This window comes from Streptomyces sp. SM1, assembly GCF_002910825.1.
GTDB lineage: Bacteria > Actinomycetota > Actinomycetes > Streptomycetales > Streptomycetaceae > Streptomyces > Streptomyces okerensis.
In genome coordinates this window covers 1-14,463 of sequence record NZ_NEUB01000067.1, presented here as the reverse complement: position 1 = coordinate 14,463, position 14,463 = coordinate 1, and the positions used below count along the sequence as shown (strand labels likewise).

General features: G+C 72.4%; 10 protein-coding genes and 1 pseudogene. 9 read left to right on the top strand and 2 right to left on the bottom strand.

Features of this window, described 5'->3' with window-relative positions:
- Positions 1–211: 211 nt before the first annotated feature.
- The 3 genes from B9S61_RS01480 to B9S61_RS01470 are packed head-to-tail and all read left to right on the top strand — an operon-like array spanning position 212 to position 4,814.
- Positions 212–1,372 carry a CaiB/BaiF CoA-transferase family protein gene (locus B9S61_RS01480; RefSeq protein ID WP_103540554.1) on the top strand — a complete coding sequence of 387 codons (1,161 nt, stop codon included), beginning with the start codon at positions 212–214 and terminating at the stop codon, positions 1,370–1,372.
- Between the two features lie 11 nt (positions 1,373–1,383).
- The gene (locus B9S61_RS01475) at positions 1,384–2,598 is read left to right on the top strand and encodes an acetyl-CoA C-acetyltransferase (RefSeq protein ID WP_103540553.1); all 1,215 of its coding nucleotides are present in this window, start codon (positions 1,384–1,386) and stop codon (positions 2,596–2,598) included.
- A 38-nt stretch (positions 2,599–2,636) separates the two neighbouring features.
- A complete protein-coding gene (locus B9S61_RS01470; protein ID WP_103540552.1) occupies positions 2,637–4,814 on the top strand; it encodes a 3-hydroxyacyl-CoA dehydrogenase NAD-binding domain-containing protein in 2,178 nt (725 codons plus the stop codon).
- Between the two features lie 15 nt (positions 4,815–4,829).
- Here the strand turns inward: B9S61_RS01470 and B9S61_RS01465 are convergent, their stop codons facing one another.
- On the bottom strand, positions 4,830–5,531 hold the full coding sequence (locus B9S61_RS01465; RefSeq protein WP_103540551.1) for a MerR family transcriptional regulator: 702 nt from the start codon (positions 5,529–5,531) through the stop codon (positions 4,830–4,832).
- A gap of 130 nt (positions 5,532–5,661) precedes the next feature.
- On the opposite strand from B9S61_RS01465, the gene B9S61_RS01460 reads away from it, so the two are divergent.
- The 3 genes from B9S61_RS01460 to B9S61_RS01450 all read left to right on the top strand — a co-directional run bounded on the left by B9S61_RS01460 (position 5,662) and on the right by B9S61_RS01450 (position 10,070).
- Entirely contained in the window at positions 5,662–6,141 is a 480-nt protein-coding gene (locus B9S61_RS01460; RefSeq protein ID WP_103540550.1) for a macro domain-containing protein, read from the top strand.
- Positions 6,142–6,269: 128 nt separating this feature from the next.
- Entirely contained in the window at positions 6,270–8,225 is a 1,956-nt protein-coding gene (locus tag B9S61_RS01455; RefSeq protein WP_103540549.1) for a Xaa-Pro dipeptidyl-peptidase, read from the top strand.
- 123 nt (positions 8,226–8,348) lie between these two features.
- Complete coding sequence (locus B9S61_RS01450) at positions 8,349–10,070, top strand: BCCT family transporter (RefSeq protein WP_103540548.1); 1,722 nt, start codon at positions 8,349–8,351, stop codon at positions 10,068–10,070.
- Between the two features lie 193 nt (positions 10,071–10,263).
- Here B9S61_RS01450 and B9S61_RS01445 read toward each other — a convergent pair whose 3' ends face one another.
- A complete protein-coding gene (locus B9S61_RS01445; RefSeq protein ID WP_103540547.1) occupies positions 10,264–11,217 on the bottom strand; it encodes an FAD-dependent oxidoreductase in 954 nt (317 codons plus the stop codon).
- Between the two features lie 67 nt (positions 11,218–11,284).
- On the opposite strand from B9S61_RS01445, the gene B9S61_RS01440 reads away from it, so the two are divergent.
- The 3 genes and pseudogenes from B9S61_RS01440 to B9S61_RS41435 all read left to right on the top strand — a co-directional run.
- Positions 11,285–12,310, top strand: a complete 1,026-nt coding sequence (locus B9S61_RS01440; RefSeq protein WP_103540546.1) for an oxidoreductase — start codon at positions 11,285–11,287, stop codon at positions 12,308–12,310.
- A gap of 49 nt (positions 12,311–12,359) precedes the next feature.
- Positions 12,360–14,000, top strand: a complete 1,641-nt coding sequence (locus tag B9S61_RS01435; protein ID WP_103540545.1) for an ABC-F family ATP-binding cassette domain-containing protein — start codon at positions 12,360–12,362, stop codon at positions 13,998–14,000.
- A 187-nt stretch (positions 14,001–14,187) separates the two neighbouring features.
- A pseudogene (locus B9S61_RS41435) lies at positions 14,188–14,463 on the top strand (hypothetical protein); the annotation flags it as partial.

Here is a 14,463-nt window from a genome sequence, read left to right as displayed (position 1 = left end):
CGGCGACGCCCGGCCGCGCTGCCGGGCCGCCGTGTACCGCCCGCCCCCGCGGACCGTGGTCCGAACCGGCTGGGCGCCGTTCCGAGGGCGCGTGCGGAGGTGCCGCACCGTACAGTGGGTAAGCGCTTGCTCGCCCGGTCTTGTGCCGGGTGGAACGTGTTCTTAACATCGCAGGTGTTACACCAGGAGTGTCACAGTCGATGGGGGCTCGATGACGGAGGCGAAGACGCCGGCGGGCGGCCCGCTCGCCGGCGTGCGTGTGGTCGAGCTGGCAGGGATCGGGCCCGGCCCGTTCGCCGCCATGCTTCTGGCCGACCTGGGCGCCGATGTCGTCCGTGTGGACCGTCCGGGCGGCCCCGGCCTGGGGATCGCCCCGGCCCGTGACATCACCCTCCGCAACAAGCGCTCCGTGATCGTGGACCTGAAGGCACCCGACGGCCCCGCCCGCCTCCTGGACCTCGCCGAACGGGCCGACATCCTCATCGAGGGCTACCGCCCCGGTGTCGCCGAGCGCCTCGGTGTGGGCCCCGGGGACTGCCACGCCCGCAACCCCCGTCTGGTCTACGGCCGGATGACCGGCTGGGGGCAGGAAGGCCCTCTCGCCGACCGCGCGGGCCACGACATCGCGTACATCGCCCTCACCGGCACCCTCGGCATGATCGGCGACCCGGACCGGCCCCCGGCCGTCCCGGCCAACCTGCTCGGCGACTACGCGGGCGGCTCCCTCTACCTCGTCGTCGGCGTCCTCGCCGCCCTGCACCACGCGCGCGCGACCGGTACCGGACAGGTCGTCGACGCCGCCATCGTGGACGGCACCGCCCACCTCTCCGCGATGATCCACGGCATGCTCGCCGCCGGAGCCTGGCAGGACCGCCGCGGCGCCAACCTCCTCGACGGCGGCTGCCCCTACTACGGCACCTACGCCACCGCCGACGGCAGGCACATGGCCGTCGGCGCGCTGGAACCGCGCTTCTACACCGAGTTCCTGCGCCTGCTCGGCCTCGAGGACCAGGCGGGCGCCCACACCGACGTCACCCGCTGGCCGGAACTGCGCGAGCGGGTCGCCGCCCGGTTCAAGGCCCGTACCCGTGACGCGTGGACGGCCGTCTTCGAGGGCACCGACGCGTGCGTGGCGCCCGTGCTGTCCCTCGGTGAGGCCCCGCACCACCCGCATCTCGCCGCCCGCGGCACCTTCACCGACCACGGCGGCATCACCCAGCCGGCACCTGCACCGCGGTTCTCCGCGACCCCCGCCGCGATCCGTACCGGGCCCGCCCGGCCGGGCGCCGGCGCCGACGACGTGGCCCGTGACTGGGACCTGCCCCGGCCCGCGGCCCCCTCGAACTCCTCCGAACCCCCGCCCCCTCAGTGAAAGGCCTCCTCGTGAGCACCGAAGCGTATGTGTACGACGCGATCCGCACCCCGCGCGGGCGCGGCAAGGCCAATGGAACCCTGCACGGGACCAAGCCCATCGACCTGGTGGTCGGTCTCATTCACGAACTCCGGCACCGCTTCCCGGACCTGGACCCGGCAGCCGTCGACGACATCGTGCTGGGCGTGGTCGGACCGGTCGGTGACCAGGGCTCGGACATCGCCCGCGTCGCCGCGATCGCGGCCGGGCTGCCGGACACGGTGGCGGGGGTCCAGGAGAACCGCTTCTGCGCGTCCGGTCTGGAGGCCGTCAACCTCGCCGCGGCCAAGGTCCGTTCGGGCTGGGAGGATCTGATCCTCGCCGGAGGGGTGGAGTCCATGTCCCGCGTCCCGATGGCCTCCGACGGCGGGGCCTGGTTCAACGATCCCATGACCAACCTCGCCGTCAACTTCGTCCCGCAGGGCATCGGCGCGGACCTGATCGCCACCATCGGGGGCTTCTCCCGGCGCGACGTCGACGAGTACGCCGCCCTGTCGCAGGAGCGTGCGGCCACCGCCTGGAAGGAGAACCGCTTCGAGCGGTCCGTCGTCCCGGTGCGGGACCGCAGCGGCCTGGTCGTCCTCGACCACGACGAGCACCTGCGCCCCGGCACCACCGCCGAATCGCTGGGCGGGCTGAAGCCGTCCTTCGCGGACATCGGCGAACTGGGCGGCTTCGACGCCGTCGCGCTGCAGAAGTACCACTGGGTGGAGAAGATCGACCACGTCCACCACGCGGGCAACTCCTCCGGCATCGTCGACGGCGCCGCGCTGGTCGCCATCGGTTCCAAGGAGGTGGGCGAGCGCTACGGGCTCACCCCGCGCGCCCGGATCGTTTCCGCCGCCGTCTCCGGCTCCGAGCCCACCATCATGCTCACCGGCCCCGCCCCGGCCACCCGCAAGGCCCTCGCCAAGGCCGGACTGACCATCGACGACATCGACCTGGTCGAGATCAACGAGGCGTTCGCGGCGGTCGTGCTGCGTTTCATGAAGGACATGGGCCTGTCGCCGGACAAGGTCAACGTCAACGGCGGCGCCATCGCGCTGGGCCACCCGCTCGGCGCGACCGGCGCGATGATCCTCGGCACGCTCGTCGACGAACTCGAGCGTCAGGACAAGCGCTACGGCCTCGCCACCCTGTGCGTGGGCGGCGGCATGGGCATCGCCACCGTCGTCGAACGCCTCTGACCCCCAGCGACCCGCCACCTACTCACGGAGAACTCCTCATGACCGAGAGCACCACCATTCGCTGGGAACAGGACCGCACCGGCGTCGTCACCCTCGTCATCGACGACCCCCGCCAGTCCGCGAACACCATGAACCAGGCGTTCCGCGACTCCCTGGCCGTCGTCACCGACCGCCTGGAGGCCGAGAAGGACACGATCCGCGGCGTCATCATCACCTCCGCCAAGAAGACCTTCTTCGCCGGCGGCGACCTGCGCGACCTGATCCGGGTCACCCCCGAGACGGCACAGGACCTGTTCGACGGCGGTATGGCGCTCAAGCGCCAGATGCGCCGCATCGAGACCCTCGGCAAGCCGGTCGTCGCCGCGATCAACGGCGCGGCCCTCGGCGGCGGCTACGAACTCGCCCTCGCCTGCCACCACCGGATCGCCCTCGACGCCCCCGGCTCCAAGATCGGCTGCCCCGAGGTCACCCTCGGCCTGCTCCCCGGCGGCGGCGGTGTCGTCCGTACCGTCCGCCTGCTCGGCATCACCGACGCCCTGCTGAAGGTGCTCCTCCAGGGCACCCAGTACAACCCGCGCCGCGCCCTGGAGAACGGCCTGGTCGACGAGGTCGCCGACACCCGCGAGGACATGCTCGCCAGGGCCCGCGCCTTCATCGACGCCCACCCCGAGTCGGCCCAGCCCTGGGACCGGCCCGGCTACCGCATCCCCGGCGGCACCCCCGCCCACCCCAAGTTCGCCGCCAACCTGCCCGCCTTCCCGGCCAACCTGCGCAAGCAGACCGGCGGTGCCCCCTACCCGGCCCCGCGCAACATCATGGCCGCGGCCGTCGAGGGCGCCCAGGTCGACTTCGAGACCGCCCAGGTCATCGAGGCCCGCTACTTCGTCGAGCTGGCCGCCGGACAGACGTCCAAGAACATGATCCAGGCGTTCTTCTTCGACCTCCAGGCCGTCAACTCCGGCGCCAACCGCCCCCAGGGCATCGAGCCCCGCAAGGTCACCAAGGTCGCCGTCCTCGGCGCCGGGATGATGGGCGCGGGCATCGCCTACGCGTGCGCCCGCGCGGGGATCGACGTCGTCCTCAAGGACGTCGCCCTGGAATCGGCCGTCAAGGGCAAGGGCTACTCCGAGAAGCTGTGCGCCAAGGCCGTCGCCAGGGGCCGTACCAGCCAGGAGAAGGCCGACGCGCTGCTCGCGCGGATCACCCCGACCGCCGAGGCCGCCGACCTGGCCGGCTGCGACGCCGTCATCGAGGCCGTGTTCGAGGACACCTCCCTGAAGCACAAGGTGTTCCAGGAGATCCAGGACGTCGTCGCCCCCGACGCGCTGCTGTGCTCCAACACCTCCACCCTGCCCATCACCGCCCTCGCCGAGGGCGTCGAGCGCCAGGGCGACTTCATCGGGCTGCACTTCTTCTCCCCCGTGGACAAGATGCCGCTGGTCGAGATCATCCGGGGTGAGCGCACCGGCGACGAGGCGCTGGCCCGCGCCTTCGACCTGGTCCGGCAGATCAACAAGACCCCGATCGTCGTCAACGACTCGCGCGGCTTCTTCACCTCCCGCGTCATCGGCCACTTCATCAACGAGGGCGTCGCCATGGTCGGCGAGGGCATCGAGCCGGCGTCGGTGGAGCAGGCGGCGGCCCAGGCGGGCTACCCCGCCAAGGTGCTCTCGCTGATGGACGAGCTGACCCTCACCCTGCCCCGCAGGATCCGCCTCGAGTCGAAGCGGGCCGTCGAGGAGGCCGGCGGCACCTGGACCCCGCACCCGGCCGAGGCGGTCATCGACCGCATGGTCGACGAGTTCGGCCGCCCGGGCCGCAGCGGCGGCGCCGGCTTCTACGAGTACGGCGAGGACGGCAAGCGCGCCGCCCTCTGGCCGGGACTGCGCGAGCACTTCACGCGGGCCGGACACGAGATCCCGTTCCGCGACATGCAGGAACGCATGCTGTTCTCCGAGGCGCTGGACACCGTCCGGCTGCTGGAGGAGGGCGTCCTGACGTCCGTCGCCGACGCCAACATCGGCTCCATCCTCGGCATCGGCTTCCCGGGCTGGACCGGCGGAGTGCTGCAGTACGTCAACGGCTACGAGGGCGGCCTGCCCGGCTTCGTGGCCCGCGCGCGTGAACTCGCCGAGCGCTACGGCGAACGCTTCGCCCCGCCGGCCCTGCTGGTGGAGAAGGCGGAGAAGGGAGAGGTGTTCACGGACGCGCGCTGACGCCGTCCCCGGGGTTCACCCCTCCTCGTCGAGCCACTCCCGCAGCTCATCCTTCAGCGACCGCTGGAAGGTCGTGAGCAGCGCCTGCACCACGAGCGGATGCATCCGGGCGGACAGGGACCGCACATCGCGCGCGTCCTTGTCCGCGACCGCGTCGCGCAGCAGCCGCGACAGCTCGTGGGCGGCCGCGCGGGAGTGCTCGGTGAGCGCCGTACGGGCGGCGAGGATCGTCTCGTGCGACAGCGGCACGTCCAGCAGTTCGACCCCGAGCCGCAGCAGCCCCGTGTCCACGAGAAAGGACTCGGACGCCTCGCCGTCCCGCCCGACGACGTCCATCGCGGCCAGCCGCTTCAGGTCCTCCCCGTCCAGCGGACGTCCCGCGCGGCGCTCGAGCTCCCCGCGTGACACCGTCTCCACCGTGTTCGGCGCCCAGGACGCCACCACCGCCCGCTGGAGGGCGAGGTCCCGCACACTCAGGTCCGGCGGCAGCTGTCCCAGATACCGTTCGATCGCCGCCAGCGTCATGCCCCGGCTCTGCAACTCCTCGATGAGCTCCAGCCGGGCCAGATGCTCCCGCCCGTAACGGCCGACCCGCCGGGGACCGATCACCGGCGGCGGCAGCAGCCCCCTGGTCCCGTAGAAACGGACCGTGCGCACGGTGACCCCGCCCCGGGCCGCCAGTTCGTCGATCGTCAGGCCCTCGGTCTCGGTCGTCATGTGCAGCAGTATCGCTGTACCACCAATGCTGTGACACCTCTCCTGTCACCTTCGGGCACCCGGGCCGGGCCCCCGACGGGACGACGGGCGGCCCACGCCCACTGTCAGTGCCGGCGCCTACGGTGGTGTCATGTCGGAGATCACCTGCATCAGGGGTGACGCGACCCTTCCGCCGGTGAAGGGCGTCAAGATCATCGCCCATGTCTGCAACGACATCGGGGGCTGGGGGAAGGGCTTCGTCCTCGCCGTGTCGCGCCGCCGGCCCGAGCCGGAAGCCGCCTACCGGGCCTGGCACCGGGGCCGCGCGGGCAACGACTTCGGCCTGGGCGCGCCGCAACTCGTCCAGGTGGAGCGGTACGTGTGGGTGGCCAACACGATCGGCCGGCGCGGCACAGGGTCCGGCGGCAAGGGTGTCCCCGTCCGCTACGAGGCGATCGACGCGGCCCTCGCCCGCCTCGCCGGCCCCGCGGCCGAACTGGACGCGTCGGTCCACATGCCCCGCACAGGCTGCGGCCTGGCCGGCGGCAGATGGTCCCGCGTCGAGCCGCTGATCACCGAGCGGCTGGTGCGGCACGGCATACCGGTGACGGTGTACGACCACGGTGACTGAGCGGACCCGACACCGCACCCGCATCCGGACCGGCGCTCCCCACCAGGCCTGATTTCAGCCACCAGTGGCTTCATGAGGTGTCAACGGCCCTCTTCTGCACCGGAGTTCACCGATGTACCGTCCGGCGCATGCCGAAACGCATGCGCTTCACGACCTGGAGAACGCTCGCGACGGCGGTCACCGCCGCCCTGACGGCCACCCTGCTCACCCCCGTCGCGGCCCACACCGCGCCACGCGAGAGCAGGCCCGTCCACGACTACGACACCGCCATCCGCGAGGCCGTCTGGGTGGACACCGGCCTCGACGAGGACCGGGACGGCGACACCGACCGGGTCGCCGTCGACATCGTCCGCCCCCGCGAACCCGCCCAGCGGGGCCGGAAGATACCCGTCATCATGGACGCCAGTCCGTACTACTCCTGCTGCGGGCGCGGCAACGAGAGCCAGAAGAAGACCTACGACGCGAACGGCGACGTCGTACAGATGCCGCTGTTCTACGACAACTACTTCGTGCCGCGCGGCTACGCCGTCGTCGGTGTCGACCTGGCCGGAACCAGCCGCTCCGACGGCTGCGTGGACGTCGGGGGACGCTCCGACGTCCGGTCCGCGAAGGCCGTCGTCGACTGGCTGAACGGCCGCGGCAGGGCGTACACCAGCCGCACCGGCACCGAGCGCGCCGAAGCCGACTGGACCAACGGCCGCACCGGCATGATCGGCAAGAGCTGGGACGGCACCATAGCCAACGGCGTCGCCGCCACCGGGGTCGAGGGCCTGGAGACCATCGTCCCGATCGCCGCCATCTCCTCCTGGTACGCCTACTACTTCTCCCAGGGCGCCCCGCTCTACGACTCCGGCCCCGACTGGCTGTCCCAGTACGTCGAGAGCCCCGAGGCCCGCGCCCACTGCGGCGCCGTCCAGCAGGAACTCGTCGAGGGCGCCCCGCGCACCGGCGACCGCACCCCGCTGTGGAGCGAACGCGACTACGTCCGTGCCGCGAAGAAGGTGAAGGCCAGCGTCTTCCTGGTGCACGGCATGCAGGACCTCAACGTGCGCATGCAGCACGTCGGTCCCTGGTGGGACGCCCTCGCGAAGAACGGCGTCGACCGCAAGATCTGGCTCTCCCGGACCGGTCATGTCGACCCCTTCGACTTCCGCCGCGCGGAATGGGTGCACACCCTGCACCGCTGGTTCGACCACGAACTCCTCGGCTACGACAACGGCATCGACCGCGAACCCATGGCCGACATCGAACGCGCGCCCGACCAGTGGACCACCTCGGCGACCTGGCCGCCGCGCGGCACACACGCCACGACCCTGCGTCCCGCCGAGGGCGACGCGGCCGGCGTCGGCACCCTGGGCCTGCGCAAGGGCAAGGGCACCGAGACCTTCACCGACGACCCGCGGCTGAGCGAGACCGACTGGGCCGCCCGTATCGACACGTCGACTCCGGACAAGACGGGCTTCGTCACCGGCCCGCTCACCCGCGACCTGCGCCTGTCCGGCGCCTCCGAGGTCACCGTCACCGCCACCCCCAGCACCCCGACGGCCCACCTCTCCGCCGTGCTCGTCGACCTCGGTCCCGACACCATCCGTGACTACGCCGACAGCGGAGAAGGCATCACCACCCTGCCCGACCGCACCTGCTGGGGCCCGGGCACCGAGGGCGACAGCTCCTGCTTCAAGGAGACCCGCGCCACCACCGCCGACGTCGGGTACACCGTCGTCAGCCGCGGCTGGGCCGACCTCGGCCACCACACCGACACCGGCAAGGGCGAACCGCTCACCCCCGGCGAGCGGTACAGGGTCACTCTCGACCTCGCGGCCACCGACCACGTCGTCCCCGAGGGGCACCGCCTCGCGCTGATCGTCGCCGGCACCGACCGTGGCCTGATCGACCCTCCCGCCGACACCCCGACGCTCACCCTCGACCTGGCCCGCACCTCCGCCCGGGTCCCGTTCGTCGGCGGAACGGCCGCGTTCGCCCGTGCCACGGCCGGTACGCGCGCCACAACCCCCGACGCCGTCCTGGACGGCGTGGCCCGGCCCGGTGCCACCGCCCACCGCGTTCCGGGAGAGGCCCGGTGAGACGCGCCTGACGGAAGGGAAGGACGACGCGTCCCGCTGGAGAGGTGAGTTTTGCGCCAAAAGTGGTAAGGGCCTATCGGGAGGAGTGCTCTCCACCCGACGGCTCGGACGAAAGGTGCGCCTGTGACGCAGGAGCAGCACAGCGACAAGGACCAGACGGCAGGCCCACTGCCGGGCTCCGAGGCGGGCCTGCCCGGCCGTGAACACCCACGGACCGACCGGGTGGTGTTCGGCGTCACCGCCGTGCTGACCCTCGCGTTCGTGCTCTGGGGGGCCATCGGGACGGACTCGCTCGAGGACACCTCCAGCAGCATGCTGGGCGGGCTGATGCACAACGGGGGCTGGGGGTTCATGCTGGCCGCCTCCGGCTTCGTGATCTTCGCCCTCTGGCTCGCCGCCAGCCGGTACGGCCGGATCCACCTCGGTGCCGAGGGCGAGGAACCCGAATTCCGCACGGTGTCCTGGATCGCCATGATGTTCAGCGCCGGCATGGGCATCGGTCTGATGTTCTGGGGCGTGAGCGAGCCGCTGGCGCACTACACCACGCCCCCGCCGGGCACCAATCCGGCCGACTCCGGCGACCGCATGGAGACGGCCATGGCCACCACCCTCTTCCACTGGACACTTCACCCGTGGGCGATCTACGCGGTGGTCGGCCTCGCCATCGCCTACAGCACCTTCCGCCGGCGCCGCCGGCAGACCATCAGCGCCGTGTTCACCCCGCTCATCGGTGAGAAGAACGCCAACGGCGTCGGCGGCCGGATCATCGACATGCTCGCCATCATCGCGACGGTCTTCGGTTCCGCGGCCTCGCTCGGCCTCGGCGCGCTGCAGATCGGCTCCGGTATGGAGAAGCTCGACTGGATGGACAAGGTCGGCACCGGGCTGCTGGTCGGCATCATCGCGGTGCTGACCGTGGCGTTCGTGGCCTCCGCGATCTCCGGCGTGGAGAAGGGCATCCAGTGGCTGTCCAACACCAACATGGTGCTGGCACTGGTCCTCGCCCTGTTCGTCTTCATCGCCGGCCCGACCATTCTCATCCTCGACCTGCTGCCGACGTCGGTCTTCGCCTACCTCGGCGACCTGCCCGAACTGGCCGGCCGCACGGAGATCAGCGGAGGCGAGGGCGTCGCCGACTGGCTGGGCAGCTGGACCGTCTTCTACTGGGCGTGGTGGATCTCCTGGACGCCGTTCGTCGGCATGTTCATCGCCCGCATCAGCCGGGGGCGGACCATCCGTCAGTTCATCGGCGGCGTCATCCTCGTGCCCAGCACGGTCAGCCTGGTCTGGTTCGCGATCTTCGGCGGCTCGGCGATGAGGCTCCAGGAGCAGAACCGGCTCGGCGACGAGACGACCCCCGAGGGCCGGCTCTTCGCCGTACTGCAGGAGTACCCCGTCGCCACCGCCACCAGCCTGCTGGTGATGATCCTCGTCGGCATCTTCTTCGTCTCGGGCGCCGACGCGGCCTCCGTCGTGATGGGCACCCTCTCGCAGAAGGGAGCGCTCGAACCCAGCCGCTGGGTGGTGGTGTTCTGGGGCGTGGTCACCGGAGGTGTGGCGGCGATCATGCTGCTGGTCGGCAGCGGCCAGGGCGACGCGCTGACCGGGCTGCAGAACCTCACGATCCTCGCGGCCGCCCCGTTCATCGTCGTGATGCTCTTCATGTGCGTGGCGCTCATGCGCGACCTGCGCCGCGACCCGCTCATCGTGCGGGGCGAGATGGGTTCCGAGGCGGTGCATCTCGCGGTCATCGAGGGCCACAAGAGGTTCGACGGCGAATTCGAACTCCGCGTCGGCCCGGGCCGCGGCCCGGACGTGGAGGGAGACCCCATCGGCAAACACTGACGCGCGCGGGCGGGCGCGTACCGCGGGGCGTGGCCCCCAGGGGCGCGGGGAACTGCGCGAACGGGGCCCGGGGCGGAGCCCCCGGGGAAGGGAAGGGAAGGGAAGGGAAGGGAAGGGAAGCGGCGGCGGGGGAGACACCAGGTCCGCAACGAGAACCCCGCCTGCCGGGCCGCGCCTCCCGCCGGGTGATCGTTCACCCGGCGGCCAGCGTCGCCGCCTCCTCCGCGCAGCCCCAGGCCACGGTGACGCCCGCGCCGCCGTGGCCGTAGTTGTGCACCAGGGCCCGGCCGTCGGGAAGCGCGCTGCGTTCCAGCCGCACCGCGTCACGGGCGGGCCGCAGACCCACCCGGTGCTCCAGGACGCGGGCACCGGCGATCTCGGGGCGCAGCGCCGCACACCGCCGCACGATGGCCTCGGCCACCGCCGGGTCCGGCTCCGTGGACCAGGCGTCCTCCTCCGCCGTGCCGCCGAGCACCAGCCGGCCCGGCTGCGGGAAGAAGTACGCCATCGCACCGTCCGCCCCGGTGGAGACCATCCATGTGTCGATCCCCGGGTTCTCCACCACGACCAACTGCCCCCGCACCGGCCGTACCGACGGATCCGGCACCAGCTCCCGCGCCGCCAGCCCCGTGCAGTTGACCACGACCGGCGCGTCCGTCTCCGCCAGGCCCGCCACCGTACGAGCCTCGACCGCACCTCCCGCCGCCAGCAACCGCTCCCGCAGCCACGGCAGATGGGCCGTCATGTCGATGAGCGGCAGCCGCGCCCGCACCCCCGACCCGGCGGGATACTCCTCGGCCGTCGCCGTCCGCAGCCCCGCCAGCCGCGCGGCGGCCCACACGCCGACCTCGTCCAGCGCGGTCTCGCCCAGTACTCCTTCGACCATCCGTACGCCGGTGGTCTCCGGCCGCGCCGCCAGCTCCTCGTACACCTCCAGCGACCGCAGCGCCCACGTGTACGCCGACGCCACCGGCTCGATCCGGTACGGCCACCACAGCGCGCCCGCGACCGCCGAGGTGGTCCGCCCGACCGGGTCCCGCGTCCACAGCCGTACCCGCACGCCGCGCTCGGCGAGGACCACGGCCGTGGTCAGCCCGATGACACCACCGCCGATCACGAGGACGTCGCCGTCCGGTTCGGTCTCCATCGGCCGGACGTTAGCGGAATATGTCATGCCGCGCGCGGGACGGGTTCGCGGTGGGAATACTCACGGCATGTCTGCCGAGTACGCGACCTTCGGCCTGGCACCGGCGACCCGAGCCGGTGGACTCCTCCCGGGCGGGGACTACCAGGTCCACCGCGACTTCGTCGACTTCGTCGTCGACGGACGTCCGCTGCTCCACCGCCTCTCCGACCTGGACGCCGTCTCCCCGCTCGCCTCCGACGTCCCGCCCTCCCTCTTCACCGCCCAGGTCCGGGGCCTGCTGCTGGAGGCCGGAGCACCCCTGCCCGCCGGGCGGTTCATCGTCTACGGCTGCCCCGAGTGCGAGGACCTGGCCTGCGGCGCCGTCACCGCGGTCATCGAACCCAACGGTGAGGACATCATCTGGCGCGATTTCGCCTGGCAGACCGACACGCACGCCGACCTGGAACTCAACGGCTACCACGGCATCGGGCCGTTCCGCTTCCGCGGCACCGAGTACCGCACGGCCCTCGCCGCCCTCCTGGACGGCCGTGCCCCCGGCGCCCGCCGCCGCGTCCTGCTGATCGGCGCCCGCGTCGCCCAGCTCGCCAGGCTCGCCGCCGCGCTGCGCACCATCGGTGTCGGTGCCGACATCGCGCAGAACGCCGACCGCGTCCCCGCCGACGAACTGCGGGCCTATGGCGCCGTGGTCTTCGGCCGGTCCGTCCGCCCCGGGGAACGCGACACCGTACGCCGTGCCTTCACCACCGCCGGTGTCGACGTGCCCTGCGTCGACGGTCTCGCGCCGGCCGTGCCCCTGCTGGTGGCCCAGACCGAACAGGCCCTGGACCGCGGCGCGCCGGGGCAGCGCCGCCTGACGGACCTCACCGCCCTCCCCGGCGCTGCGGAGTTCGGGGTCACCTCCTCCTGCCGGGTGCGCCTCACCGCCTACCGGGTCGACCGCCTCTCCCGCACCCACGCCCGGGACCTCTTCGACGCCGTCCTGGAACCCGGCCGCCACCGCGTCCCGCTGGACGCCGCAGCGGTGCGGGGCGAGGCGTACGTCGTGGCCCGCACGGCGGGGACCGTGCTGGTGACGGCGGTGGGGCGGCGGTGAGGACCGGGCGGGCGAGCGGTCCTGCACGGCCGTTAGGATCGGCGGTCTGATGACTGCCACCCTCGTCGCCAAGAACCTCGCCGCCGGACACGGAGACCGCTCCCTGTTCACCGGTCTCGATCTCGTCGTCGCCCCCGGCGACGTGATCGGCCTGGTCGGCGCCAACGGCGCGGGCAAATCCACGCTGCTGCGCCTGCTCGCCGGACTCACCGCACCGGAGCAGGGCGAGCTGCGCCTCTCCCCGCCCACGGCCACCGTGGGGCACCTTCCGCAGGAGCCGGAGCGCCGGCCCGGCGAGAGCGTGCGGGAGTTCCTGGCCCGCCGCACCGGTGTCGCCGAGGCCCAGCGGACGATGGACGAGGCGACCCAGGCGCTGGTCGACGGCGCGCCGGGCGCGGACGACGCGTACGCCGAGAGCCTGGAGCGCTGGCTGTCCCTGGGCGGCGCCGACCTCGACGAGCGCGCCGACGAGGTCGCCGCCTCCCTCGGCCTGGCCGTCGACCTGGACCAGCCGATGACCTCGCTCTCCGGCGGCCAGGCGGCCCGCGCGGGCCTCGCCTCCCTCCTCCTCTCCCGCTATGACGTCTTCCTCCTCGACGAGCCGACCAACGACCTCGACCTGGACGGCCTGGAACGCCTGGAACGCTTCGTGAGCGGACTGCGCGCCGGGACGGTCGTGGTCAGCCACGACCGCGAGTTCCTCACCCGCACCGTCACCAAGGTCCTCGAACTCGACCTCGCCCAGGGGCGGATCAACCTCTACGGCGGTGGCTACGAGGCCTATCTGGAGGAGCGGGAGGTGGCCCGCCGGCACGCCCGCGACGACTACGAGGAGTACGCCGACAAGCGGGCCGCGCTCCAGGACCGGGCGCAGACACAGCGCTCCTGGATGGACAAGGGCGTCAAGAACGCCCGCCGCAGGGCCGGCACCGACAACGACAAGATCGGCCGCAAGTTCCGCAGCGAGGCCAGCGAGAAGCAGGCCGCCAAGGCGCGCCAGACACAGCGCATGATCGAACGCCTCGACGTGGTCGACGAACCGCGCAAGGAATGGGAACTGCGGATGGAGATCGCGTCGGCCGCCCGCTCGGGCGCGGTCGTCGCCACCCTCCGGGACGCGGAGGTGAGCCGTGGCGGCTTCACCCTCGGCCCGGTCACCCTGCAGATCGACTGGGCCGACCGGGTGGCCGTCACGGGCGCGAACGGAGCCGGCAAGTCCACTCTGCTCGGCGCCCTGCTGGGCCGGGTGCCGCTGGACGCCGGGCACGCCGCCCTGGGCTCGGGGGTCCTGCTCGGCGAGGTCGACCAGGCCCGCGCGCTCTTCCACGGCTCCGAGGCCCTGCTCGACGCCTTCCGCCCGGCGGTACCCGATCTGGAACCGGCCGACATCCGCACACTGCTGGCCAAGTTCGGGCTCAAGGCGGACCACGTCATGCGCCCGGCGGCCACCCTCTCCCCGGGTGAACGCACCCGGGCGGCCCTGGCCCTTCTCCAGGGCAGGGGCGTCAACCTCCTGGTCCTCGACGAGCCGACCAACCACCTGGACCTGCCGGCCATCGAACAGCTCGAAGCGGCCCTGAACAGCTACGAGGGCACGCTCCTGCTGATCACCCACGACCGCCGCATGCTCGACGCGGTCCACGTGACCCGCCGCCTGGAGGTCGCCGACGGCAAGGTGACCGAGCGCTGACGCCCGTCCGCCGCAGTCGGCCTGGCGTCCGGGCCGCAGGTTCCTGCACGCCCTTCGCGAGGCCGCCGGTCCGCTCCCGCCCGGGTGCCTGCGGGCCGGGCACGGTATCGACCGCCGGACGTGGGACGCGGGATCCGGCACACCGTTCGTGAGGCCGTCCCCGCCCTGCATCCGAGCGTGTGAGGCGGTGTGGGGCACCCCGACCGGCGGCTACGGCGACCGGATCGGCCGAGGACGCGCCGCCCTCGACGGTGGCCGACTCTCCGTCGTCGTCGACGACGGAGACGACCGCCCGCCCGGCGGAGCCCACGCCGCGGAGGACTCGGGAGGAACCGTGCGTGGTCCAGGCGGTGTGTGCGGGCCGGGTCACGTCGCCGGGGAGAACACGCGGGCCCGTCTCCGCCGCCACGGCGGGGGAGACGGGCCCGGAAGGAAGACTCAGCGCCTGCCGCCCTTCGGGTCG